Origin of the sequence: Mesorhizobium sp. L48C026A00, from assembly GCF_000502375.1 — a bacterium.
GTDB lineage: Bacteria > Pseudomonadota > Alphaproteobacteria > Rhizobiales > Rhizobiaceae > Mesorhizobium > Mesorhizobium muleiense.
In genome coordinates, this window is sequence record NZ_AYWU01000006.1 from 24,040 (window position 1) to 44,150 (window position 20,111).

The 20,111-nt window shown below is 62.3% G+C and carries 21 protein-coding genes; 13 read left to right on the forward strand and 8 right to left on the reverse strand.

Features of this window, described 5'->3' with window-relative positions; genetic code table 11:
• Positions 1 to 125: 125 nt before the first annotated feature.
• Positions 126 to 1,004, forward strand: coding sequence for a GNAT family N-acetyltransferase (locus X738_RS54135; protein ID WP_023798462.1), 879 nt, complete (start codon positions 126 to 128; stop codon positions 1,002 to 1,004).
• A 54-nt stretch (positions 1,005 to 1,058) separates the two neighbouring features.
• On the opposite strand, the gene X738_RS54140 is transcribed toward X738_RS54135, so the two are convergent.
• From X738_RS54140 to X738_RS54165, 7 genes are all read right to left on the reverse strand, one after another.
• Positions 1,059 to 2,237 carry a MalY/PatB family protein gene (locus X738_RS54140; protein WP_023798463.1) on the reverse strand — a complete coding sequence of 393 codons (1,179 nt, stop codon included), beginning with the start codon at positions 2,235 to 2,237 and terminating at the stop codon, positions 1,059 to 1,061.
• Between the two features lie 167 nt (positions 2,238 to 2,404).
• The gene (locus X738_RS54145; RefSeq protein ID WP_023798464.1) at positions 2,405 to 3,544 is read right to left on the reverse strand and encodes an amino acid ABC transporter permease; all 1,140 of its coding nucleotides are present in this window, start codon (positions 3,542 to 3,544) and stop codon (positions 2,405 to 2,407) included.
• Positions 3,545 to 3,547: 3 nt separating this feature from the next.
• Positions 3,548 to 4,735 (reverse strand): amino acid ABC transporter permease, encoded by a 1,188-nt coding sequence (locus X738_RS54150; protein ID WP_023798465.1) that lies wholly within the window; start codon positions 4,733 to 4,735, stop codon positions 3,548 to 3,550.
• Between the two features lie 172 nt (positions 4,736 to 4,907).
• Complete coding sequence (locus X738_RS54155) at positions 4,908 to 5,921, reverse strand: amino acid ABC transporter substrate-binding protein (protein ID WP_023798466.1); 1,014 nt, start codon at positions 5,919 to 5,921, stop codon at positions 4,908 to 4,910.
• Positions 5,922 to 6,061: 140 nt separating this feature from the next.
• Complete coding sequence (locus tag X738_RS54160) at positions 6,062 to 6,838, reverse strand: LysR substrate-binding domain-containing protein (RefSeq protein WP_198032794.1); 777 nt, start codon at positions 6,836 to 6,838, stop codon at positions 6,062 to 6,064.
• Positions 6,835 to 7,014 carry a LysR family transcriptional regulator gene (locus X738_RS85975; RefSeq protein WP_198032795.1) on the reverse strand — a complete coding sequence of 60 codons (180 nt, stop codon included), beginning with the start codon at positions 7,012 to 7,014 and terminating at the stop codon, positions 6,835 to 6,837. The genes X738_RS54160 and X738_RS85975 overlap by 4 nt, the downstream gene beginning before the upstream one ends.
• A 98-nt stretch (positions 7,015 to 7,112) precedes the next feature.
• Complete coding sequence (locus X738_RS54165) at positions 7,113 to 7,961, reverse strand: Crp/Fnr family transcriptional regulator (protein WP_373420403.1); 849 nt, start codon at positions 7,959 to 7,961, stop codon at positions 7,113 to 7,115.
• Between the two features lie 192 nt (positions 7,962 to 8,153).
• Here X738_RS54165 and X738_RS54170 point away from each other — a divergent pair, with 192 nt between their 5' ends.
• The 6 genes from X738_RS54170 to X738_RS54195 all read left to right on the forward strand — a co-directional run bounded on the left by X738_RS54170 (position 8,154) and on the right by X738_RS54195 (position 14,994).
• The gene (locus X738_RS54170) at positions 8,154 to 9,122 is read left to right on the forward strand and encodes a GAF domain-containing protein (RefSeq protein WP_023798468.1); all 969 of its coding nucleotides are present in this window, start codon (positions 8,154 to 8,156) and stop codon (positions 9,120 to 9,122) included.
• 147 nt (positions 9,123 to 9,269) lie between these two features.
• Positions 9,270 to 10,787: an aldehyde dehydrogenase gene (adh, locus tag X738_RS54175; protein WP_023798469.1), complete on the forward strand. Its 1,518-nt coding sequence runs from the start codon at positions 9,270 to 9,272 to the stop codon at positions 10,785 to 10,787.
• A gap of 58 nt (positions 10,788 to 10,845) precedes the next feature.
• On the forward strand, positions 10,846 to 11,184 hold the full coding sequence (locus X738_RS54180) for a DUF779 domain-containing protein (protein ID WP_023798470.1): 339 nt from the start codon (positions 10,846 to 10,848) through the stop codon (positions 11,182 to 11,184).
• A 620-nt stretch (positions 11,185 to 11,804) separates the two neighbouring features.
• A complete protein-coding gene (locus X738_RS54185) occupies positions 11,805 to 12,254 on the forward strand; it encodes a universal stress protein (RefSeq protein ID WP_023798471.1) in 450 nt (149 codons plus the stop codon).
• Positions 12,255 to 12,294: 40 nt separating this feature from the next.
• The gene (locus X738_RS54190; RefSeq protein ID WP_023798472.1) at positions 12,295 to 13,131 is read left to right on the forward strand and encodes a universal stress protein; all 837 of its coding nucleotides are present in this window, start codon (positions 12,295 to 12,297) and stop codon (positions 13,129 to 13,131) included.
• A 78-nt stretch (positions 13,132 to 13,209) separates the two neighbouring features.
• Positions 13,210 to 14,994 (forward strand): heavy metal translocating P-type ATPase, encoded by a 1,785-nt coding sequence (locus X738_RS54195; protein WP_245277625.1) that lies wholly within the window; start codon positions 13,210 to 13,212, stop codon positions 14,992 to 14,994.
• Positions 14,995 to 15,045: 51 nt separating this feature from the next.
• Here X738_RS54195 and X738_RS54200 read toward each other — a convergent pair whose 3' ends face one another.
• Entirely contained in the window at positions 15,046 to 15,576 is a 531-nt protein-coding gene (locus X738_RS54200; RefSeq protein ID WP_023798474.1) for a YcnI family protein, read from the reverse strand.
• A gap of 265 nt (positions 15,577 to 15,841) precedes the next feature.
• Between X738_RS54200 and nirK the strand changes: the two genes are divergently transcribed.
• The 6 genes from nirK (at position 15,842) to napE (ending at position 20,108) form a co-directional block, all read left to right on the forward strand.
• Positions 15,842 to 16,945 (forward strand): copper-containing nitrite reductase, encoded by a 1,104-nt coding sequence (nirK, locus tag X738_RS54205; RefSeq protein ID WP_023798475.1) that lies wholly within the window; start codon positions 15,842 to 15,844, stop codon positions 16,943 to 16,945.
• A 48-nt stretch (positions 16,946 to 16,993) separates the two neighbouring features.
• Positions 16,994 to 17,887 (forward strand): SUMF1/EgtB/PvdO family nonheme iron enzyme, encoded by an 894-nt coding sequence (locus tag X738_RS54210; RefSeq protein ID WP_023798476.1) that lies wholly within the window; start codon positions 16,994 to 16,996, stop codon positions 17,885 to 17,887.
• A gap of 47 nt (positions 17,888 to 17,934) precedes the next feature.
• Entirely contained in the window at positions 17,935 to 18,276 is a 342-nt protein-coding gene (locus tag X738_RS54215) for a hypothetical protein (protein ID WP_156942573.1), read from the forward strand.
• 32 nt (positions 18,277 to 18,308) lie between these two features.
• Positions 18,309 to 18,539, forward strand: coding sequence for a hypothetical protein (locus tag X738_RS86900; RefSeq protein ID WP_023798478.1), 231 nt, complete (start codon positions 18,309 to 18,311; stop codon positions 18,537 to 18,539).
• An 11-nt stretch (positions 18,540 to 18,550) separates the two neighbouring features.
• A complete protein-coding gene (locus tag X738_RS54225; protein ID WP_245277626.1) occupies positions 18,551 to 19,759 on the forward strand; it encodes an NnrS family protein in 1,209 nt (402 codons plus the stop codon).
• Between the two features lie 151 nt (positions 19,760 to 19,910).
• Positions 19,911 to 20,108 carry a periplasmic nitrate reductase, NapE protein gene (gene napE, locus X738_RS54230; RefSeq protein ID WP_023798480.1) on the forward strand — a complete coding sequence of 66 codons (198 nt, stop codon included), beginning with the start codon at positions 19,911 to 19,913 and terminating at the stop codon, positions 20,106 to 20,108.
• Positions 20,109 to 20,111 lie beyond the last annotated feature (3 nt).

Here is a 20,111-nt window from a genome sequence, read left to right on the forward strand (position 1 = left end):
GCGTTCCCCTGTAATGCTGCTGCAAATGAGGCCTGTCGCAAACATGGCTATCGGCGCCAGGATTTAACACCGCGTGCCCTGGGCATTCGTTGAAAGACATTCGTTGAAGGAGCGGATCGACTGAGATGCAGAGATCAGTACGCCTGAAATCCTTTGAACTGGTCGCGCGAGACATCAATGATGTCGATGTTGATCTGCTGCATGCACTATCGATTTCGGTCCGCTGGCCGCATCGCCCCAAGGACTGGGATTTGTTGCGCCGCGCCGGCCACGGCATCGTCGCCGTTGACGGAATTGGGCGCGTCTTCGGAAGCGCGATGTGGTTTCCCCAAGGGGACGATTTTGCCACCATCGGCCTGGTGATCACGACGCCTCGCGCACAGGCGCAGGGAGGCGGCCGATGGCTCATGGACCAGGTCCTCGAGCAGTGCGGGGATCGCAATCTGGCCCTGAATGCCACCCATGCCGCCTATCCTCTGTATGTGTCGCTCGGCTTCACGAACGAGGCGATCGTCTACATGCGCCAGGGCGAGATCCCACAAAAACTCCCGCCAATGCCAGCTCCGGATGGTGAATTAAGTGATCTGCCCAGCGGCGGACTTCGCGAGATCACCGAACTGGACGCGCGCGCATTCGGGACCAACCGTGCAAGGCTGCTTGCGTTGCTCTCGGAGGATGCCTCGATCGCCACTTTGAGTCGCGGCGGCGAGGTCGTTGGCTATTCCATGTGTCGCGAGTTCGGGCGCGGCCATGTGATTGGTCCCACAATAGCCCGAAACGACCAGGACGCGGTCCACCTCACAGCCGTCCATCTGAAGAAGCTGGCAGGTCGATTCGCCCGCGTCGATACGCGCGAGAAGGATGGCGTGTTTGCCGAGTTTCTGCAGCAGAGCGGCCTCGGCATTGCCGAGACCGTGACGACGATGTCCAAAGGCCGCCGCTTTCTGAACCGCGAAAGCAACGGGCCCTGGGTCTATGGATTGGCCAGCCACGCCTGGAGCTGAATGCAAGCACGCTGTCGCCGATGCCGCAGGGCCGCTCCGGTCCCGTCAACGCTCTCACAAGGACTCCAGCGCCCTGGACATGCGTTCGAGCCCTCTCCGCAACAGCGGACGAGGGCAACCGACATTGAGGCGAATGAAGCCTTCACCGCCGGGTCCATAGACGCGCCCGTCGTACAAATTGACTCCGGCTCGGTCGACGAAAAACCGTTGAACGCCTCCGACCTTCCGATCGAGCCCGCGCGCATCCAGCCACACCAGGAAGGAAGCGTCCGGCCGCATCGGTGTGATGCCCGGCAGGCGATCCTCGGCGAACTTGAGGACGAAATCGACATTACCGCCGATGTAGCGCGTCAGCTGATCCAGCCACGGCGCGCCGGTGCTGTAGGCGACCTCTAGCGCCAGCCGTCCAAAGAAGTTGGCATTGACCATGAACGATGCCTGCATGGTGGCCAGAAGCGCCTCGCGCCGCTGCTTGTTGGCCACCGACACGGTTGCGGAGGGCACGCCGGCCAGATTGAAGGTCTTCGTTGGAGCCGTGCAGATGAATGACTTTTCCGCGGCATCCTCCGAGAGGGACGAGAAGACGATGTGCGGGCGATCCGACAATCTGATATCGCAATGGATGTCATCAGATATGACAAGGATGCCGTAGCGCTCGCAGATATCGTTCAGCGCCGTCAGTTCCTGGCGCGTCCACACCTTTCCAGCTGGATTGTGCGGATTACACAACAGGAAGGCCTTGGCGCCGGCTGCCAGTTTCGCGAAGTTCTCCAGGTCGAGTTCATATCGGTTATCCTGCAACCTTAGCCTGTTGACCAGCAGCTTCCTGCCGTTCCCCTGAATCACTTCGAAATAGGGCGAGTAAATGGGAGACTGCACAATCACCCCGTCCCCGGGCTTCGTGAAGGTCCGAAGCATCGCGGCTACCGACGGCATGATCGCAGGCGCCGGCAGCAGCGATTCCAGTGCCGGCGACCAGCCGTGCCGACGCGCGAACCATGATTGCACAATCTCGTAGTGACGGGGGTCGCGGCGGGTATAGCCATAGATTCCATGGTCCGCCGCTTCCCGCAGCCGCGCGACGACGGTTTCAGGCGCGCGAAAATCCATGTCCGCGGTCCACAGCGAAAGCAGATCTTCGCCCTCGACCCGAGGCGAGAATTCGTCCCACTGATTGGCCCATTTGACTGACCCAAACTGGTGGCGATCATAGATCCTGTCGAAGTCGATCATTCCAACATTTCTTTCCGCAACCGTCGGTTGCGATGCATCTGCACAAGCCATTGCTTGGTTTCCGGTGTGGTTTTCGCCGCTCGCGGCTGCTCGAACTTTTGGCGGGCTATTTGAGGATTTGCGCCACGTGCCTCGCTGCTGAAACTGCCTGTCGCATATTCCGCTTCCTAGCTCTTGTGGCCGCGCGCCAACGCGCGCTCCATCGAGTGCGAGTACCGGGACATTCCGAAGCAGAAGATCCAGTAGACCAGCCCGGCGAAGAGATAGCCGGTCGAAGAGATCGTCGGCCCAGCCCAGTTCGGGTCGACTCGCGCCGTTTCGACGGCTCTCAGGAAGTCCGCAATGCCGACGATCGCTACTAGCGTCGTGTCCTTGAACAGCCCGATGAAGGTAGAGACGATGCCTGGGATAACGATAGTGAGCGCCTGCGGCAGGATGATCAGACGGATCATGGTGAAGTAGCTGACGCCGAGCGCCTTTGCCGCCTCATATTGCCCCTTGGGGATCGCTTGAAGGCCGGCGCGCACCACCTCGGCCATGTAGGCGGACGAGAACAGCGCTATCGCAATCAGCGGACGCAGCAGCCGATCGGGCGTCAGATAGTCGGGGACGAAGAGCGGCATCATGAAATTCGCCATGAACAGCACCGTGATGAACGGCACGCCCCTGACGACCTCGATGAAGATCACACACACTGCCCTGACGAAGGGAAGCTCCGATCGTCGGCCAAGCGCGAGAAGCACACCGAGCGGCAGCGAGAAGACGATGCCCACGATCGACATGAGCAGCGTGATAAGCAGACCTCCCCACAAGACGGTATCGATGACCGGCAGATCGAGCGACGCGACACCGCGCAACAACGCGAAGGCGACGACCGGGTAGGCAGCAAAGAACAGCAACGCCGCCACGTTGCGCCGCGGCGCCCGTTTCCACAGCAGCCAGGCGATCAGCACGGCGCCGATCGCCAGCGTCAGGTCCACCCGCCAGCGCTCGGAAATCGGATATGCCCCGTAACGGAGATAGTCGAATTTCTCCACGATGAACGGCCAACACGCGCCCTCAGGGTTGGCGCGGCATTCTTCCTGTCCGCCGGCCCAGACTGCATCCAAGACTGCAAAACTCGCGAACTGATACAAAAGCCATGCGGCGAGAACTGTGAAGCAGATCGTCAGCACGCCGGAGAACGGCGTCGAGAACAGGTTCTTTCTGATCCAGGTCGCCGGGCTCGGCCGGATTCCACAAGGCGGCGCCACAGGCGGCAGAGGCGGAGCGCTAACGAGGTGCGGATGCAGGGACTGGCCGCTCATGCATCACCTCTCGACGATCGCGAAACGTTGATTGAACGCGTTCATGGTCATCGACATGACGAGGGAGATCGCGAGGTAGACCGACAGCGTAATCGCCATCACCTGGACGGCGGCGCCAGTCTGGTTGAGCACCGTTCCCGCGAAAATCTGAACGAGATCGGGGTAGCCGATAAACACGGCGAGTGAGGAATTCTTCGTGAGATTCAGGTACTGGCTGGTCAGGGGCGGTATGATGATGCGCAGTGCCTGCGGAACAATGACCAGGCGAAGCGTTTTGCCCGGCGCAAGCCCGAGCGCATGGGCGGCTTCGGTCTGGCCTTTCGGCACAGCCTGGATCCCGCTGCGGACAATTTCCGCGATAAAGGAAGCGGTGTAGACGGACAGACCGATCAGAAGAGCCGCGAACTCCGGATAAAGCTGGTGTCCACCCCGGTAATTGAACCCTTTCAACTCTGGCGTCACGAACGACACCGGCGAACCGACCAGGAGGAAGACGATCAGAGGCAGTCCGATCAAGGCAGCGAGGCTGACCCAAAGCACGGGCAGCTGCTTTCCGGTGCGGTTCTGTGCGCGCCTGGCATAGGACCAAAAAGCGACGCAGAAGATGCTGGCCGCCAGGAACGCGAGTCCCACGGTACCTGCTCCTGCGTAGAGCTGGATTTCCGGAATGATGAGACCGCGATTGTTCAGATAGATGCGGCCGGGGAGTTCGATCGACGCCCTCGGCGCAGGCAGCGCTTTCAGGACTGCATTGTAGCAGAACAAAAGCTGCAGCAATAACGGGATGTTGCGTATGATCTCGACATACGAAGCCGCGACCTTTGAAACGATCCAGTTCGGTGACCGACGGGCAATGCCGACGACAAAGCCCAAGACTGTGGCCAACACGATCCCAAGCAAGCTCACATAGAGGGTGTTGACCACACCCACCCAGAACGCTTGGCCGTAGGTGGAGAGCGTGTCGTAGGGGATCAGCGTCTGATTGATGTCGAAGCCGGCGGCCTCGTTCCAGAAGCCGAAAGACAGCGGAATCCCGCGTGCCCTCATGTTCGACGCAGTCTGAACGGCAATGCCCACGGCCAATGCCAGCAGGCTGCCCGCTAGCAAAAGTTGATAGATGATGCCCCGGACCTTGGCGTCGTGCAGGGACAAGCTCCTGCGCGAGGGCGCGGCGAGCAGCACATCGGACATGACCCTGTTCCTGTGTTGGTGCAGAACTAATGCATGTCGCGCAAAAGTGCGCAGCGGTTTTGCGATAACGACATGCATAAACAAGAACTTAAAGCGTCTCGCATGACTCCATTCAACCCCGACGCGCTTTAAGACGCCGGCGCAATCGCCGGCGGCTTGTGACCGACCCGGCCTAGCGGATCGGCGGGGCGTACTGGAGACCGCCCTGATTCCAAAGAGCGTTCAGGCCGCGCTCCATCTTGAGCGGCGAGGCCTTGCCGATATTGCGATCGAACACTTCGCCATAGTTGCCGACCTGCTTGATAACGTCCACGGACCAGGTATCGCCAAGCCCGAGATCCTCTCCGAGGCTGCCCTCCGCTCCAAGCAGCCGGCGAATGTTCGGGTTGTCCGATGACTTCATTTCATCGACATTCTGCGAGGTTACTCCCAATTCTTCGGCAGCGACCATGACAAGGAGCGCCCATTTGGCCACGTTGAGCCAATGATCATCGCCCTGCCGCACGGCAGGCCCAAGTGGCTCCTTGGAGATAAGTTCGGGAAGCACGACGCTGTCGTCGGCCTTCGCCATGCGCTGGCGCGACGCATTCAAGGTGGACGTGTCGGCCGAGAGGACGTCGCAGCGACCTTCGTCGTAGGCCTTTACCACGGCTTCTTCGTCGGCAAACCCGCCGGTCGAGTATGTCATCGAATGCGAGCGGAAGTAATCGGCGAGATTCAACTCGGTCGTCGTGCCCTGAGTGACGCAGATGGACGCGCGATCCAGATCTTTGGCCGAACCGATGTTCTCCGCTTTGCGGACCATGAAGCCCTGGCCATCGTAGAAATACGTGCCCGCAAAAAGTATTCCGAGAGACGTGTCGCGGGATGACGTCCAGGTTGCGTTATGTGCGAGTATATCGATCTCGCCCGACTGAAGCGCGGTGAACCGGTCCTTCGGCGTAAGCGGAATGAACCTTACCTTCTGCGCATCGCCCAGAACCGCTGCTGCAACAGCGCGACAATAGTCGACCACGAACCCGGTCCATTTGCCCTCATTGTCTGGAAGGCTAAATCCGGCCGTCGCTGAGTTGGTTCCGCAGGTCAGAACTCCCTTCTTCTTGACATTTTCGATCGTCGCGGCGGACGCGTTGGATACAACGAGCCCTACCGCTGCTCCGACCAGACCCTTGAGAATTGCTTGCATCTTGGTTCCCCTTATTTTTTTGTGGAGCACCAAGGTTGCGCAGGCCTCATTATTGGTCAAATTCATTCTCGTCATGATGACTATGAGGACTGCTCATACAATGGCTGCACTCGTAATGGTTTCAGCCGTGTGTCTCCTGTTTATTTCTTCTGTTCTCTCTCAGAAACAATTTCTCTCTTTTTAATCTGTGACTCAGAGTAGATGTTTGAGAGAACTTCTTTGAGCCAGATCGTCCCTGGGTCCGTGGCCATCTGCGGATGAAGGAGCAACCACGCGCTCACATTTGGGATCGGCAGGGGCGGCGAAAGGAGAGTCACTTCACTCGCTTTATCAAGGATTTGGAGGATTCCGTCACCACAATGAGCAACAAGTTCGGTGCCTCGCAAAACCCACGGAAGTGCCAGATAATTCGATATCGTCGCGACCACGTTCCGCCGCAAACCAAGCTCCTTGAGCGCGGCATCCGCAAGTCCGCTGGAAACACCATCGGCGGAAACCTGCAAGTGAGACGCTGACAGGTATGTCTCCAACGACATCGCCGAACTTGCGATTTGGCTGCCGCTCCAAACTGCGCAGAAGAGACGATCCTGGCCCAGTTCGATCTTCAAAAGGCTTGGGTCATCCTTGATCACTGCTCCAGTCAATGCACAGTCGATCTGTCGAAGATGAACAGAGGACGGGATATCGAGCCCGTTCGCTGGAATAATATTCAACGTGGCACCGGGCGCCTGCCTGGAAAACTCCCGCAGAAGACGTGGTATGATTATCATCGCATGGTAGTCGGTGAGCCCGACACGAAAGTTCCGCCGAGTGGTTGCGGGATCGAAAGTTTGATGGCGATCAATCGAGGCTCGAATCGTTGCCAATCCGGCCGAAATGTCAGGCAGAAGCTCGACCGCCCGCGGGGTCGGCCTCATAACGCCTCCATCGCGCGTGAACAGCCTGTCGCCGAAAAGGTGCCGCAGCCTGATAAGGAATGGCTGATCGCAGATTGCGTTCTTCCCAATTCGCATGCCGTACGCGTGACGCTTCTTTCGCGCATCATGACGTCGAACACGCGCAGCAAATTCAGGTCGAGGTCATCGAAACTCATGAGCCGAACAGGCCTTGGTTTTTCATCATGAGGCGAGAACGTCCACGTGGCGTTCGAAAAGGAAATCCTCGTTCCGCTTCTGGCGCTGGTCCATCCGTTCAGCCACAACGTTTCCTGAGCCGCTCGAGATCGGGCACATCGACCTGGGTCACTGCGCTGATTGCAATGACTTTCTCCGCGCGGAGCCTGGACAATTGACGCGAGACGGTCTCGATCGTCAGCCCGAGGAAATCGGCAACGTCACCGCGCGTGAGAGGCAGAATAAACTTGCGGCCCTTCTGTTCGCTGTCCGCTGAGGGATCGAGGTGCGTGGCGATGAGATAAAGGAAGCTGGCGACCTTCTCGGCAGCTGTCTTTCTCCCCAGTGTGACCATCCATTCGCGGGCTTCATCGAGTTCCCTGAGAGTCTGCTCCATTAACCGACGCTCCAGTTTGGGATTCGCCGCGATCAACCGTTCCAGACCGCTCTTCGACACGCGGCAGAGATCGACGTCGGACGCAGCTTCGGCAGTTACAGCACTGTCAGGCGTGAAAAGTCGCCCGAGGAAATCCGGGGCGAACTGCAGTCCGACGATCTGCTGGCGGCCGTCTTCCAGCACCTTGGTCAGCTTGACCACGCCCCGCATTACATTCGCATAGGACTCGACGGGCATGCCGTCAGCGGCGAGTTCCTCTCCGGCAGAATGCCGGGCCAGGCGAGTGTGGCGCGAAAGCGCAACAAGCTCGGCAGAATCGAGCACGCCGCACATTCCCTTGTGCCGGGCCTCGCAGCTCCGGCAAAGCACAGGAATGTCGGAGTTGTGTATGTCCTTGCGGTTCGTGTCCATGGCGCTGTCGTGAATATCGGACACTCCGGCGCCGAATGCCAGCGTGGCGTACACAAGGCTCGCATATTGCCGCAGACGCAGCCGATCCAGAAACTCGTCCGCAGGTTTGATCCATGTCAAGAGAGCTCCGGCCGTTGCCGGATAACGCTGGCGCAAGGGAGGCGCCTGGTTCTTCTGGGCAATTGACAGAGGGTTCGATCGAAGCGGAGATAGCGCTGCCAACGCAACCCCGACGTAACACGTACCTGATCCAGGAACTGAAAGGCCTGATCCAGGAACTGAAAGGAAAGAGTCGGGATTTGGGAGGATAGCATGGGCGAGGCTCTAGCCGGTCATCATGCCGATCGCATACAGGCCGCAATCATTTCGGATGCCGCTGCGAAATCGGCGCTGGTCGCTTCATGGCGACGCTCGTCCAATTTGCATAAGCTCGATCCAACCGATCCCAAACCGCCGCGATACCTGACTGAGGCCGAATTTATCGACGCCAGGCAACGCATCGAACCGCTAATCCGAGCTGCCCAATCAAGCCTCGACAGACTCTACCTGGCGGTGGGAGGTGTTGGATGCTGCGTGCTTCTCGCCGACCAAGAGGGCGTGCCGATCGAACGACGCGGTGCACCTGCGGATGACGAGACGTTTCACAACTGGGGATTGTGGACAGGCTCGGTCTGGAACGAGGAGAGCGAGGGCACCAACGGCATCGGCACCTGTCTTGTCGAGCAGCGCGTGCTGACGATCCATCGCGACCAGCATTTTCACACGCGCAACACTGCGCTGAGCTGCATCACGGCGCCCATCTACGATCACGAAGGAGACCTAGTCGCCGCCCTCGACGTGTCTTCCTGCCGGGCAGATCTAACCGAAGCCTTCGCCAATCTTATTTCGGTGGCTGTGGTCGACGCCGCACGACGCATCGAGGCGGAGAACTTCAAGATGGCATTCCCGAAGGCGCGCATTCTGCTCGCGCCAATAACCGACAAAGGTTCGGGCGGGCTGATCGCGGTCGATCCGGACGACCTTGTGGTCGGCGCGACCCGCTTAGCGCGATTAGCGCTGGGGATCACGCAAAAGAGCCTTCGGAAGCCGCTCCCCGCGGCCGATCTGCTTGGCGGGGCGAGGAAGGTCACCGAAGTCCTCGCCGAGGCGGAGCGCGGGGCTCTGCAACGGGTGCTGGCCCGGACAGATGGAAATATCTCGGCCGCGGCCGCAGCACTTGGGATCAGCCGTGCGACGCTCCACCGGAAGCTCAACCGCCTCGATCTCCATAGATCGCACTGATCTTTTCGAATCCCGGCATGACTGTCGCAGTTCTGCGACACCTCCTGCGGGTCCACTGTTCTCACCATCGTGACAGCGAGCGGGCAGATGCGGCAAGTCTATCCACCGAAGCGCCGCATCCCGCGGCGTTGTTTCGGGAGGTATATCATGAACAAGGTTGAATTCTCACGCTCCGTCAAGGCGCCCTTCGACAAGCGTTATGGCAATTTCATTGGCGGCAAATGGACCGAGCCGCTTTCCGGCAAGTATTTCGAGAACTTCTCGCCGGTAAACGGTCAGCTTCTCTGCGAAGTCACCCGTTCCGACTCCAAGGACATCGAGGCCGCACTCGACGCGGCCCATGCGGCCAAGGACGCATGGGGCCGCACCAGCCCGGCCGAGCGCGCCTTGATTCTCAATCGCATTGCTGATCGCATGGAGGAGAACCTCGATCTCCTCGCGCGCGCCGAGACCTGGGACAACGGCAAGCCGATCCGTGAGACGACCGCCGCCGACCTGCCGCTGGCCATCGATCACTTCCGCTACTTCGCCGGCGCGATCCGCGCCCAGGAGGGCAGCCTCTCCGAGATCGACCACGACACCGTTGCCTATCACTTCCACGAACCGTTGGGCGTCGTCGGCCAGATCATCCCGTGGAACTTCCCGCTGCTCATGGCGGTATGGAAACTGGCCCCCGCGATCGCGGCCGGCAACTGCGTGGTTCTGAAACCCGCAGAGCAGACCCCGGCGGCGATCATGCTCTGGGCGGACCTCATCTGCGACCTGCTGCCGCCGGGCGTGCTCAACATCGTCAACGGCTTCGGCCTCGAGGCAGGCAAGCCCCTCGCCTCCTCCAACCGGATCGCAAAGATCGCTTTCACAGGCGAGACGACCACTGGCCGGCTGATCATGCAGTACGCCAGCCAGAACCTTATCCCGGTAACGCTCGAACTCGGCGGCAAGTCGCCCAACATCTTCTTCCAGGACGTCACCGCCGAGGACGACGATTTCTTCGACAAGGCGATCGAGGGTTTCGTCATGTTCGCACTCAACCAGGGCGAGGTTTGTACCTGCCCGAGCCGGGCGCTGATCCATGAAAAGATCTACGACCGCTTCATGGAGCGGGCGCTGAAGCGCGTCGAGGCGATCGTCCAGGGCGACCCGCTGGATCCGGCGACGATGATCGGCGCGCAGGCCTCGTCCGAGCAGCTCGAGAAGATCCTGTCCTACATCGACATAGGCAAGCAGGAAGGCGCCGAAGTGCTCACTGGCGGCGCGCGCAACGAGCTGCCGGGCGATCTCGCCGGCGGCTATTACGTCAAGCCGACGGTGTTCAAGGGTCACAACAAGATGCGAATCTTCCAGGAGGAGATCTTCGGGCCGGTGGTTTCGGTGACAACCTTCAAGGACGACGACGAGGCCTTGTCGATCGCCAACGACACGCTCTACGGCCTCGGCGCCGGCATCTGGAGCCGCGACGCCAACCGGCTCTACCGCTTCGGCCGGGCGATCCAGGCGGGCCGCGTCTGGACCAACTGCTACCACGCCTACCCGGCGCACGCGGCGTTTGGCGGCTACAAGCAGTCCGGCATCGGCCGCGAGACCCACAAGATGATGCTCGACCACTACCAGCAGACCAAGAACATGCTGGTCAGCTACAGCCCCAAGAAGCTCGGCTTCTTCTGAGGACTGCCTCACGGGGCGCGGGACGTTCCCGCGCTTCGCTTTCCGGAGGGAGGATGGAATGCACGACAAGGTGAGCGCCACGCCGGCGGCGCTGGAGTTCCTGGCGGAGATCATCGCCGAGCATGGGCCGGTGCTGTTCCACCAGTCGGGCGGCTGCTGCGACGGTTCCTCGCCAATGTGCTACCCCCAGGGTGATTTCGCTCTGGGGGACAGCGACGTATTGCTCGGCGAGATCGGCGGCGCGCCGTTTTACATCGGCGCGGCGCAATACGACGCGTGGAAGCACACCAACCTCGTCATCGATGCTGTGCCCGGACGCGGTGGCATGTTCTCACTCGATAACGGCCGCGAGAGACGGTTCCTGACGCGGTCCACGGTGTGCCACATGGGGATCTGATTTCGAGTATCAGCGGACGTCTATCTGGCGCGCCCTCGCGCCCTCAAGCTGGTTCATGTCTGCGCCGTTGCTTCACGAAATCGACAAAAGCACGAAGCCCGGCCGGCGTCAGACGCCTCGATAGCGAGAAGCGTAATTCTTGAACCCTCGCCTGCCAAGGCAGCAACGCGATAAAACGGCTCGTCGAAAGCGGCTGTCCTCTGGCAGGCGGCCAAGCTCAACCGCTTGAGCACCTCCGGTTCTACTCGAGCGCATCACCGATATCGCCGCAGCCTGCCATCCCGCACTCGTCCGGCGTGCCGTGGTGGAGGCGGTAGTCGCAACGCCCGTCGCGAAACGATCGTATGAACGCGTTGATCTTCCCATCGATCCGGAGAACCCGATTTTGAGGGGCTCACGGCCAGCGTTGAACACGAGTATTGTTATTCGGGTCTGCTATACGCGCCGATATGCGACACCTACGCTTCTGCGCAGATTGGGCCGCTTTGATCTCGATCAAGCTGAAAAGAAGGCCCAAAGTTAGAGTTCAGGCCAAGGCCTCGTCCCGGCGTGTCTGTGGACTGGACGCGCCAAGCGCGAGCGTTCCTTGGGCGGAACAGGCAACAGAGGACAAGAAGGCAATGTACAAGCACATCCTGATTTCGACGGACGGCTCCGACGTCGCGCAGAGGGGCGTCGACCATGGGCTTTCGCTTGCCAAGAGCCTCGACGCGAAGGTGACCGTCATCACGGTCACCGAGCCTTTCCCCTTCGATGCGAGCGCGGCCGGCGGCGGCTGGGTCCCGCTTCCCGGGGATATCTCGGGGTATGAAGAGGGGCAGAAGAAGGCTGCGGAGAAACTCCTGGCGACGGTGCGGGAATCGGCCGCCAGGATCGGCGTCAGCGCGGACGTGCTGCACGTGCCCGACGCGAGGCCAGCGGAAGCCATCGTCGAGGCGGCGAAGGCCCAAGAATGCAGCCTGATCGTCATGGCCTCGCACGGCCGGCGCGGCCTCGGGCGCCTGCTGCTGGGCAGCCAGACCTCGGAAGTGCTGGCCCATAGCCCCGTTCCAGTGCTCGTCGTACGCTGAGCGGGATGGAGGAAATTCCTGTCCTGAAGGACTACATCGAATGAAGCTTCGCGCTCTTGTGCCCCTACTCACCTATCCGGAACCCCACACGACGGCAGTCGTAGCCAATGCTGCGGCGGTGACGGATCTGCTTGGCGCGGACCTCCACGCGCTGGTGCTAGAAGCTGACATTCCAGAGGTTTCGAACGCGTTCTCCCGCATGCTCATGAATCTGCCGGAAATGATCCGCAACGCCGAGAAACTCAGCGCGAGCAACGGCGCGGAACTGCTGGCCGCGGCCAGGGTTGAGGCAGAAGCCAGAAGTCTGAATCTGACGACTTCCGTGGAGAGGACGCAGGTCGCGCTGCTTGGCGAGGCGGCCGCTCGCCATGCCCGCTATTTCGACATGGCGCTTGTCGGGTGGAACTCCGACAACCCCGGTATCCGCGCTTTGGCGGAGGCCGTTGTCTTCAGCTCCGGCCGCCCGACGATCCTTCTGCCCGATCAGGCGCCGCCCGCCAGTTTTAGCCGGGTGTCGATCGCATGGGATGGCACGCGCGTCGCAGCCCGCGCCGTGTCAGACGCCAGGTTTGTTCTGGAGCGCGCCGTGGAGATCAAGGTTGTCACCGTCACAGACGAAAAGTCAATCGACGAGGCAGATGCGGGGGAGCGGCTCGCGGGCAGTCTGCGCGAAGCCGGGCTGAAAGCCACCTTCTCGGCAGTGCGCGCGGAGGACTGCCCGATTGCAGAAACCCTGCAGCGCCACTCTGCCGGCCTAGGTTCGGATCTGCTGGTGATGGGAGGCTACGGTCACTCACGGCTCAGGGATTTCGTTCTCGGCGGCGCGACCGAAGGCGTCTTGGCGGACCTGAGGATGCCAGTGCTGCTTTCGCATTGACCGCCCTGCTGATGATGGATGCTTACCTTGCCTGATGCGCGGTGGCCGATTCTCTCGTTGAGAGGAGTGCTCCTCGGCGTGGCGCTCAGCGGACTCATGGTCGGCATTACTGGATGGGCGTCCGGCGCAGGCTGGCATCCCTGGCCGTGGGCCGTCGCGACCGCGTTGGTGCTGGCGGCCCTCGCCGTCGAGATCGTCCGCAGTCTGTCGCGCGGCGAAGTCGGGCTTGACCTGGTCGCCGCGCTATCGATGTCGGCCGCGCTCGCGTTCGGCGAGATGCTAGCGGGCAACGTCGTCGCGCTGATGTACGCGGGTGGCCAGTTTCTCGAAGGCTATGCGGCCGGCCGCGCACGCAGGGAGATGACCGCCCTACTCGGTCGCGTGGCCCACAGCGCCATGCGGTACGGCAATGACGGGCTCGACGAAGTCCTCATCCAGGCTATCGTTCCAGGCGACCGGCTCCTCGTTCGCCGCGGCGAAGTGATCCCCGTCGACGGCAGCCTTGCGTCACCTTCTGCCGTCCTGGACGAGTCCGCCTTGACCGGAGAGAGCCTGCCACGCACGAAGTTGCTGGGTGACGAAGTCCTGAGCGGAGCAACCAATGCTGGCGATGCCTTCGATCTCCTTGCGGACAGACCCGCGGCCGAAAGCACCTACGCCAACATCGTCCGGCTTGTAACCAAGGCACAGGAAGGCAAGCCTCCCAGCGTGCGTGCGGCGGATCGCTACGCGGTCTGGTTCCTGCTGCTGACGGTCTTGGCGGCAGGAACTGCCTGGGCCATCTCCGGCGACCCTGTCAGAGTGCTGGCTGTGTTGGTGGTCGCAACGCCGTGCCCGCTCATCCTCGCCCTGCCCGTCGCCATCATCTCCGGCATGTCGCGCGCCGCCAAGCTCGGCGTCCTCGTCAAGGACGGCGGGGCTCTCGAGACCCTTGCGAAGGTCAAGACGGTTATCCTCGACAAAACCGGAACCCTGACGTTCGGCCAAGCCGAGGTGGTCGACGTACGCACCGTCGGGACCTGGTTACCTGACGAGGTCCTGCGGCTCGCCGCCTCGCTCGACCAGGCGTCCGGCCACGTCACGGCAGCGGCGCTGGTGGCGGACGCACGCCGGAAGGGGCTCCCGCTCTCTGCGCCGACGGACGTCAGCGAGGTCGCCGGAACCGGAATCAAAGGGATCGTCGAAAGACGCAGGCTGGTTATCGGCGGCAGCCGCTTCGTCAGGGACGCGATCACGCAGGGCGATCCCCATGGGTTGCGGGAAGGTCTTCCCTGGGGAAGCGCCGTGGTGGCCGTCGGCGTAGACGGCGTCCTGGCCGGGATCATCGCCATGGCTGACGCGATCAGGCCGGAGGCGCCCGCCATGCTCCGGGCGCTGGAGAAGGCTGGGATCGACCGCGTCGTGATCGCCTCCGGCGATCGCCAGGATGTGGTCGACGCCGTGGCTGCCCGGCTCGGGATAGCCAAGGCGGATGGCGAACTGGATCCGGCGCAGAAGGTCGAAGTCGTGACCAGGGAACGCATGCGCGCTCCCGTGCTCATGGCTGGAGACGGCGTGAATGACGCTCCCGCGTTGGCGAGCGCCGACGTGGGCGTGGCGTTGGGCGCGCGCGGCTCCGCCGCCTCGTCGGAAAGCGCCGGAGTCGTCATTCTCGTCGACCGCATCGACAGCCTGGCGTCCGCGGTAGAGGTCGCGCATCGGACCCGCCAAATCGCAACGCAAAGCGTGGTCGCCGGCCTCGGCCTCTCCGTCGTCGGGATGGCTGTGGCTGCGCTCGGCTATCTCCCGCCTGTGGCTGGCGCACTCGTGCAGGAGGGCATAGACGTAGCGGTGATCCTCAACGCCCTGCGTGCCCTCCGGTGATGTTCCGGACTCCTGAGCCACTCGGCCCCAGATTTCCCGCGTTCAGGCGTTTCAGTGCCCCGCGTGTTCGCCGTGAAGCAGTTCCAGACCGGGCGCCGGTCGCTCCAGGTCATGAGCTGTCTGGCCCTCGGCCGGAGCCTGGGTCCATTCTGCCCTGTCCGTGCCGCAGACCTGGATCACCGGGAAATAGATGGTTTCGCCCGCCGGGAGGCCTGCGTCGAGAGTCGCCCTGAAGACGAACTCATCATCGTACTCGTCGTCCGCCACGCTTCCGCCGCTCCAGGATAGCTCGGTAACGCCTTCGGCCACCTTCTTGCCGTGCAGATCGTACTCTGCCTTGTACCCCGTCACCGTCTTTTCGATCGTCCATCCGGCCTTGGGCATCGGCTTGACCGCGATAACGCCTTCCGGGATCCGGACCCGGACCTCGTCCGTGGCCTTGCCGTCGCAACCGTGCGGAATCCTTAGAACCGCCTTGTAGGTCGTGCCGACGGCAGCCTGGGCGTTTTCGAACGAAACATGCGCATGGGCCGGTCCGGCCACGATCGCAGCGACCGCCGCAACTATAAGAGGCCTGTACATCTGACTGTCTCCTTTCTTCTCCAGGTCGAATGACCTCTCCAGGTCGAATGACACTCGAGTTGCGCGACGGGTTGTTCCGCACGCTTATGGAGCCACTGCATAGCCGCGTTGGCCGTCAGCTATTTGCGCTGCAGCAAACTCCGCAGATACGCCTTCAGGTCGCTCCCCCGAAAATCCATCGGGAGTTTGTTCCAGGACAAACTCCTCTGTCATGGCGGGCGTAGAAGTCGCTCATCGACAACGATGGATCACGAGGAGAACCGAGATGTTCACGCGTCGCCGGGCACTGATGGGAGCAGCGGCCGCCGCCATGCTGGCCGCGATGCCTTCAATGACCGCTTTCGCGAACGAGACCGAGATCGCCGCGCTGCCGCGCGAGCAGGTCACACTCGTCGCACCGCCCTTCGTGCATGCGCACGAACAGGTGGCCAAGAGCGGTCCGAAGGTGGTCGAGTTCACGATGACCATCGAGGAAAAGCCCGTCACTATCGATGACGAAGGCACCGTGCTGCAGGGCATGACCTTCAACGGCTCGATCCCCGGCCCGATGATGGTCGTCCATGAAGGCGATTACGTCGAGTTGAACCTGGTCAACCCCGGCAGCAACTCGATGCCCCACAACATCGACTTCCACGCCGCCACCGGCGCGCTCGGCGGCGGAGCCCTCACGCTCATCAATCCCGGTGAACAGGTGAAGCTGCGTTTCAAGGCAACCCGAACCGGAACCTTCGTCTACCACTGCGCGCCCGAAGGCCCGATGATCCCGTGGCACGTCGTGTCCGGCATGAGCGGGACGATCATGATCCTGCCCCGCAACGGCCTGAAGAACGAGAAGGGCGAGCCGCTCACCTACGACAAGGTCTTCTACATCGGCGAGAACGACTTCTACGTGCCGCGCGACGAGGACGGCAACTTCAAGTCCTACGAGAGCCACGGCGACAGCTACGCAGACACGCTGGAGGTGATGAAACGTCTCGTCCCGTCCCATGTCGTTTTCAACGGCGCCAAGGGCGCCCTGACGGGCGACAACGCCATGAAGACAAAGGTCGGCGAGACGGTCCTGATCGTCCACTCGCAGGCCAACCGCGACACCCGGCCCCACCTGATCGGCGGCCATGGCGACTACGTCTGGGAAGAGGGCAAATTCGCCAACCCGCCCGCCAAGGACCTGGAGACCTGGTTCATCTGCGGCGGATCGGCGGGAGCCGCGCTCTACACCTTCCTCCAGCCGGGCGTCTACGCCTACGTCAACCACAACCTGATCGAAGCGGTCGAACTCGGAGCGACGGCCCACTTCGTCGTCGAGGGCGAATGGAGCGACGACCTGATGAAGCAGGTCGAGGCTCCCGGACCGATCCCGACTCACTGACCGATCAGGCTGGCGGCCCGGACCAAGGGGGATCCGGGCCACGTTCCCATGGAGTATTTCGATGCCATGCTGGAAGCAGCTTTCGGCACCGTCGCCGCGCTGGTCGTGCCGGCGCTCGCCGTCGGATTGCATGCGCCGCTGGAACACGAACGGTCAGTTCCGGTCGCGGCAACCGTCGAGATCGGGGAAAGGATCGTGGACTTTCCGGCACCGGGCGAATTCCTGTCAGGCGGTGTTCCTGCAGCGGCTCCCGCCAAGCCTATCATGGTCGCCGGCTTTCGGATGATGACGCGGCAGGTCAGCCTCGCCGAGTACGATCGCTGCGTTGCCGCAGGCGCCTGCATGGCGGCCGACGCACGACCTTCTCAGGCAGACGTTCCGGTCACCGGGGTCAACTGGACGGACGCCGACACATATGCTCGCTGGTATTCTGAGGCCACTGGCGAATCCTGGCGGCTTCCGACCGCGCTCGAGGCAGCCGCGGCGGCCGGCGAACGTTTTGGTGGCGAATCCTTCTCCGCAACGGCGGACGACCCCCAAAATCCCGCGGTGCGCTGGATACGGCGATACAAGGAGGAAGCCGCGGCCAGGCGCCCCGCGGATCCAGAGCCGAAGCCCGGCGGCCACTACGGCGTCAACACTCTCGGCGTCGAGGATTTCGGCAGCAACGTCTGGGAATGGACTTCGAGCTGCTACAGCCGCGTCACGCTAGAGGCCAAGAGCGGCCTGCCCGAGACCGTCGTCGAGAACTGCGGCGTACACGTGCTCGAGGGACGCCACCGGGCCTACATGTCCAATTTCGTTCGAGACGGCAGGAGTGGCGGATGCGCCGTCGGCACGCCGCCGGAGAATCTGGGATTTCGACTTGTTCGCGATGAGCCCTTTTGCGGGCCTGCATGCTGGATCAGCGCGCTCTTCTCCAGCGAAAGTTCCCAATCGTGACACAGAAATCAGACGCGTCGAGAATGCTTGCGGCAGCCTCGTCGCGGTTGCTGGAACTTGCCAACAGGGGCGAAAATTCCTTTGCCGCGGAGTTGCTGCGCCGCCTCGCCGAGGTGGGGCGTGACGGTGTTGCAACTGAAATCAACGACACCGCGTCCGATCGAACGGGAACGGTGGATCATGCGTCGAGTCCCGCCAAAAACTTCGCTGGAGCGAAGCGGATGCGCGACGCGATCGACGTCGCATTGGCGCTCCTCGATGAGATATTCGAGTTGGCGCCTCGCGAGCCCAAGCAGGCCGTCGCGAGCGACATCGCAGAGATATTCCGCGAGATCTCCGAGATCGCGGCGCTTGGAGAGAGTGCGGCCAGGAAGGCGATTGAGGAATGAAGAAACGCCGTCGCCCCAAGGAGACTACACCAATGGGTACCGATACTGCGCGACGACCGACGCTCCCGATCGAATCCCTGACGCGGCCGTCGCTGGTCGAACGCATTCGTCAGGGAGTAGCCGGCGCAGCGCTCGAACGTCAATGCGCCAAGGCCGCGAACGGCATGCCAGATTATGTCGGCTTGGAAGGCGATCTGGTCCAGCGCGCTGGCGGGCTCGCGGACGCCAGAAGGATGCGAGACGCCATCGTGCTACCACGCTAACCGACAGGTCCGTGCTGCGCTCGCTGCGCAAGTCCGGCTACGTTTCCCGTGACGGCCGGGGGCGGGTGTCCTCCATGCCGCCGATCCTCCAGTATGGATTCAGGCCGTTCTTCTTCCTCGCCGCGCTCCACGCCGGCGCGGCGATCCCGGCCTGGCTTTGGATCTATTTTTCCGGCCATGCTTTGCCCGGCCCCTTCCCCGGCCTGCACTGGCACGCCCACGAAATGCTGTTCGGCTATCTGCAGGCCGTCCTGGCCGGCTTCGTGCTCACCGCAATCCCGAACTGGACGGGCCGGTTGCCGCTGAGCGGCTGGCCCCTCGCGGGCCTGGTGACACTGTGGCTGGCCGGGCGCATAGCTTGTGCCGCCGCCCCCGGCCCGGTCGCTGCCGTCGTCGTTGATATTTCGTTCCCGGTCATGCTTGGCTTCGCGGTCTGGCGCGAGGTGGTGGCGGGGCGCAACTGGAAGAACGCGCCCGTGGCTGTCATGATCACGCTGTTCGGGCTGGCCAACGCACTGGACCACGCGGCCAATCTCGGGTTCGTTCCGCATGGCTTGGGCGTGCGGCTGGCACTGGGCGCGATCGCTATGCTGCTTGCCCTTGTCGGTGGCCGCATCGTTCCAAGTTTCACCCGGAACTGGCTTGTCAAGAATGGCGGGACGCGCCTTCCGGCAAGCTTCGGCGCCTCGGACAAGGCGGCGCTGGCGACGACCGCCGCTGGCGCGGCCGCCTGGGTGGCCGTTCCGGATTCAACTGCCGCAGGAGGCATGCTCGGTCTCTCCGGTGTGCTTCTGGCCGCACGTCTGGCGCGTTGGCAAGGCCAGCACACCACGCGCGAGCCAATCGTGCTGATCCTCCATATCGGCTACGCCTGGCTCGGCTTCGCACTATTGCTGCTCGGTGGCTCCGTGCTGTTTTCAGGGCTACCGGAAAGCGCCGCTCTGCACGCGCTGACAGCCGGCGCGATCGGCACGATGACGCTCGCCGTCATGACCCGCGCCAGCCTCGGCCACACTGGACGGGAGATCGTCGCGGACCGGACCGTTCTCGCAGCCTACATAGCGGTTACATTGGGAGCTGTCCTGCGGGTCGCGGCGCCGTTGGCAGGAGACTGGCACGCGCACTTACTGATCTGCGGCGGTGCGCTGCGGAGTGCCGCCTTCCTGCTGTTCGCCATTCGCTATGCGCCTGTCCTGTGGGGGCGCAGGGCCAGCGCTTGAGATGGGCGGATACTCCGAGCCTTCGGCCGGCATAGTTCGAGACGTTGGAGCCTCAGAAAAAAGGTATTAAAAAAGCCACTTAAGACGATAGCCTGTTCAGCGGTCTGACGCTTCACAGTATCTGGCCAAGTCCAAGGCACATGGAGTGGTCATGACCCAGGACAGCCCCCAGGCCCTTTCCGACCCCGGACCTTCGCGTTCGAAGACGAGGCGACGAGAGTTGCTGGCCTTTCTCGCACTTGCTTTCGGCATCTGGCCCATCGTCGCTGTCGGCGTCGTCGGTGGCTACGGCTTCCTGGTCTGGATGTATCAGATCGTGTTCGGGCCGCCCGGCCCTCCGGGAGGGTGAAGC

What these genes read in the sequence shown, in the direction of transcription:
- X738_RS54135 (WP_023798462.1), top strand. Translation starts at nt 126, where the DNA reads ATGCAGAGATCAGTACGCCTGAAATCCTTTGAACTGGTCGCGCGAGAC.
- X738_RS54140 (WP_023798463.1), bottom strand. Translation starts at nt 2,237, where the DNA reads ATGATCGACTTCGACAGGATCTATGATCGCCACCAGTTTGGGTCAGTC.
- X738_RS54145 (WP_023798464.1), bottom strand. Translation starts at nt 3,544, where the DNA reads ATGAGCGGCCAGTCCCTGCATCCGCACCTCGTTAGCGCTCCGCCTCTG.
- X738_RS54150 (WP_023798465.1), bottom strand. Translation starts at nt 4,735, where the DNA reads ATGTCCGATGTGCTGCTCGCCGCGCCCTCGCGCAGGAGCTTGTCCCTG.
- X738_RS54155 (WP_023798466.1), bottom strand. Translation starts at nt 5,921, where the DNA reads ATGCAAGCAATTCTCAAGGGTCTGGTCGGAGCAGCGGTAGGGCTCGTT.
- X738_RS54160 (WP_198032794.1), bottom strand. Translation starts at nt 6,838, where the DNA reads ATGAGGCCGACCCCGCGGGCGGTCGAGCTTCTGCCTGACATTTCGGCC.
- X738_RS85975 (WP_198032795.1), bottom strand. Translation starts at nt 7,014, where the DNA reads ATGAGTTTCGATGACCTCGACCTGAATTTGCTGCGCGTGTTCGACGTC.
- X738_RS54170 (WP_023798468.1), top strand. Translation starts at nt 8,154, where the DNA reads ATGGGCGAGGCTCTAGCCGGTCATCATGCCGATCGCATACAGGCCGCA.
- adh (WP_023798469.1), top strand. Translation starts at nt 9,270, where the DNA reads ATGAACAAGGTTGAATTCTCACGCTCCGTCAAGGCGCCCTTCGACAAG.
- X738_RS54180 (WP_023798470.1), top strand. Translation starts at nt 10,846, where the DNA reads ATGCACGACAAGGTGAGCGCCACGCCGGCGGCGCTGGAGTTCCTGGCG.
- X738_RS54185 (WP_023798471.1), top strand. Translation starts at nt 11,805, where the DNA reads ATGTACAAGCACATCCTGATTTCGACGGACGGCTCCGACGTCGCGCAG.
- X738_RS54190 (WP_023798472.1), top strand. Translation starts at nt 12,295, where the DNA reads ATGAAGCTTCGCGCTCTTGTGCCCCTACTCACCTATCCGGAACCCCAC.
- X738_RS54200 (WP_023798474.1), bottom strand. Translation starts at nt 15,576, where the DNA reads ATGTACAGGCCTCTTATAGTTGCGGCGGTCGCTGCGATCGTGGCCGGA.
- nirK (WP_023798475.1), top strand. Translation starts at nt 15,842, where the DNA reads ATGTTCACGCGTCGCCGGGCACTGATGGGAGCAGCGGCCGCCGCCATG.
- X738_RS54210 (WP_023798476.1), top strand. Translation starts at nt 16,994, where the DNA reads ATGGAGTATTTCGATGCCATGCTGGAAGCAGCTTTCGGCACCGTCGCC.
- X738_RS86900 (WP_023798478.1), top strand. Translation starts at nt 18,309, where the DNA reads ATGGGTACCGATACTGCGCGACGACCGACGCTCCCGATCGAATCCCTG.
- napE (WP_023798480.1), top strand. Translation starts at nt 19,911, where the DNA reads ATGACCCAGGACAGCCCCCAGGCCCTTTCCGACCCCGGACCTTCGCGT.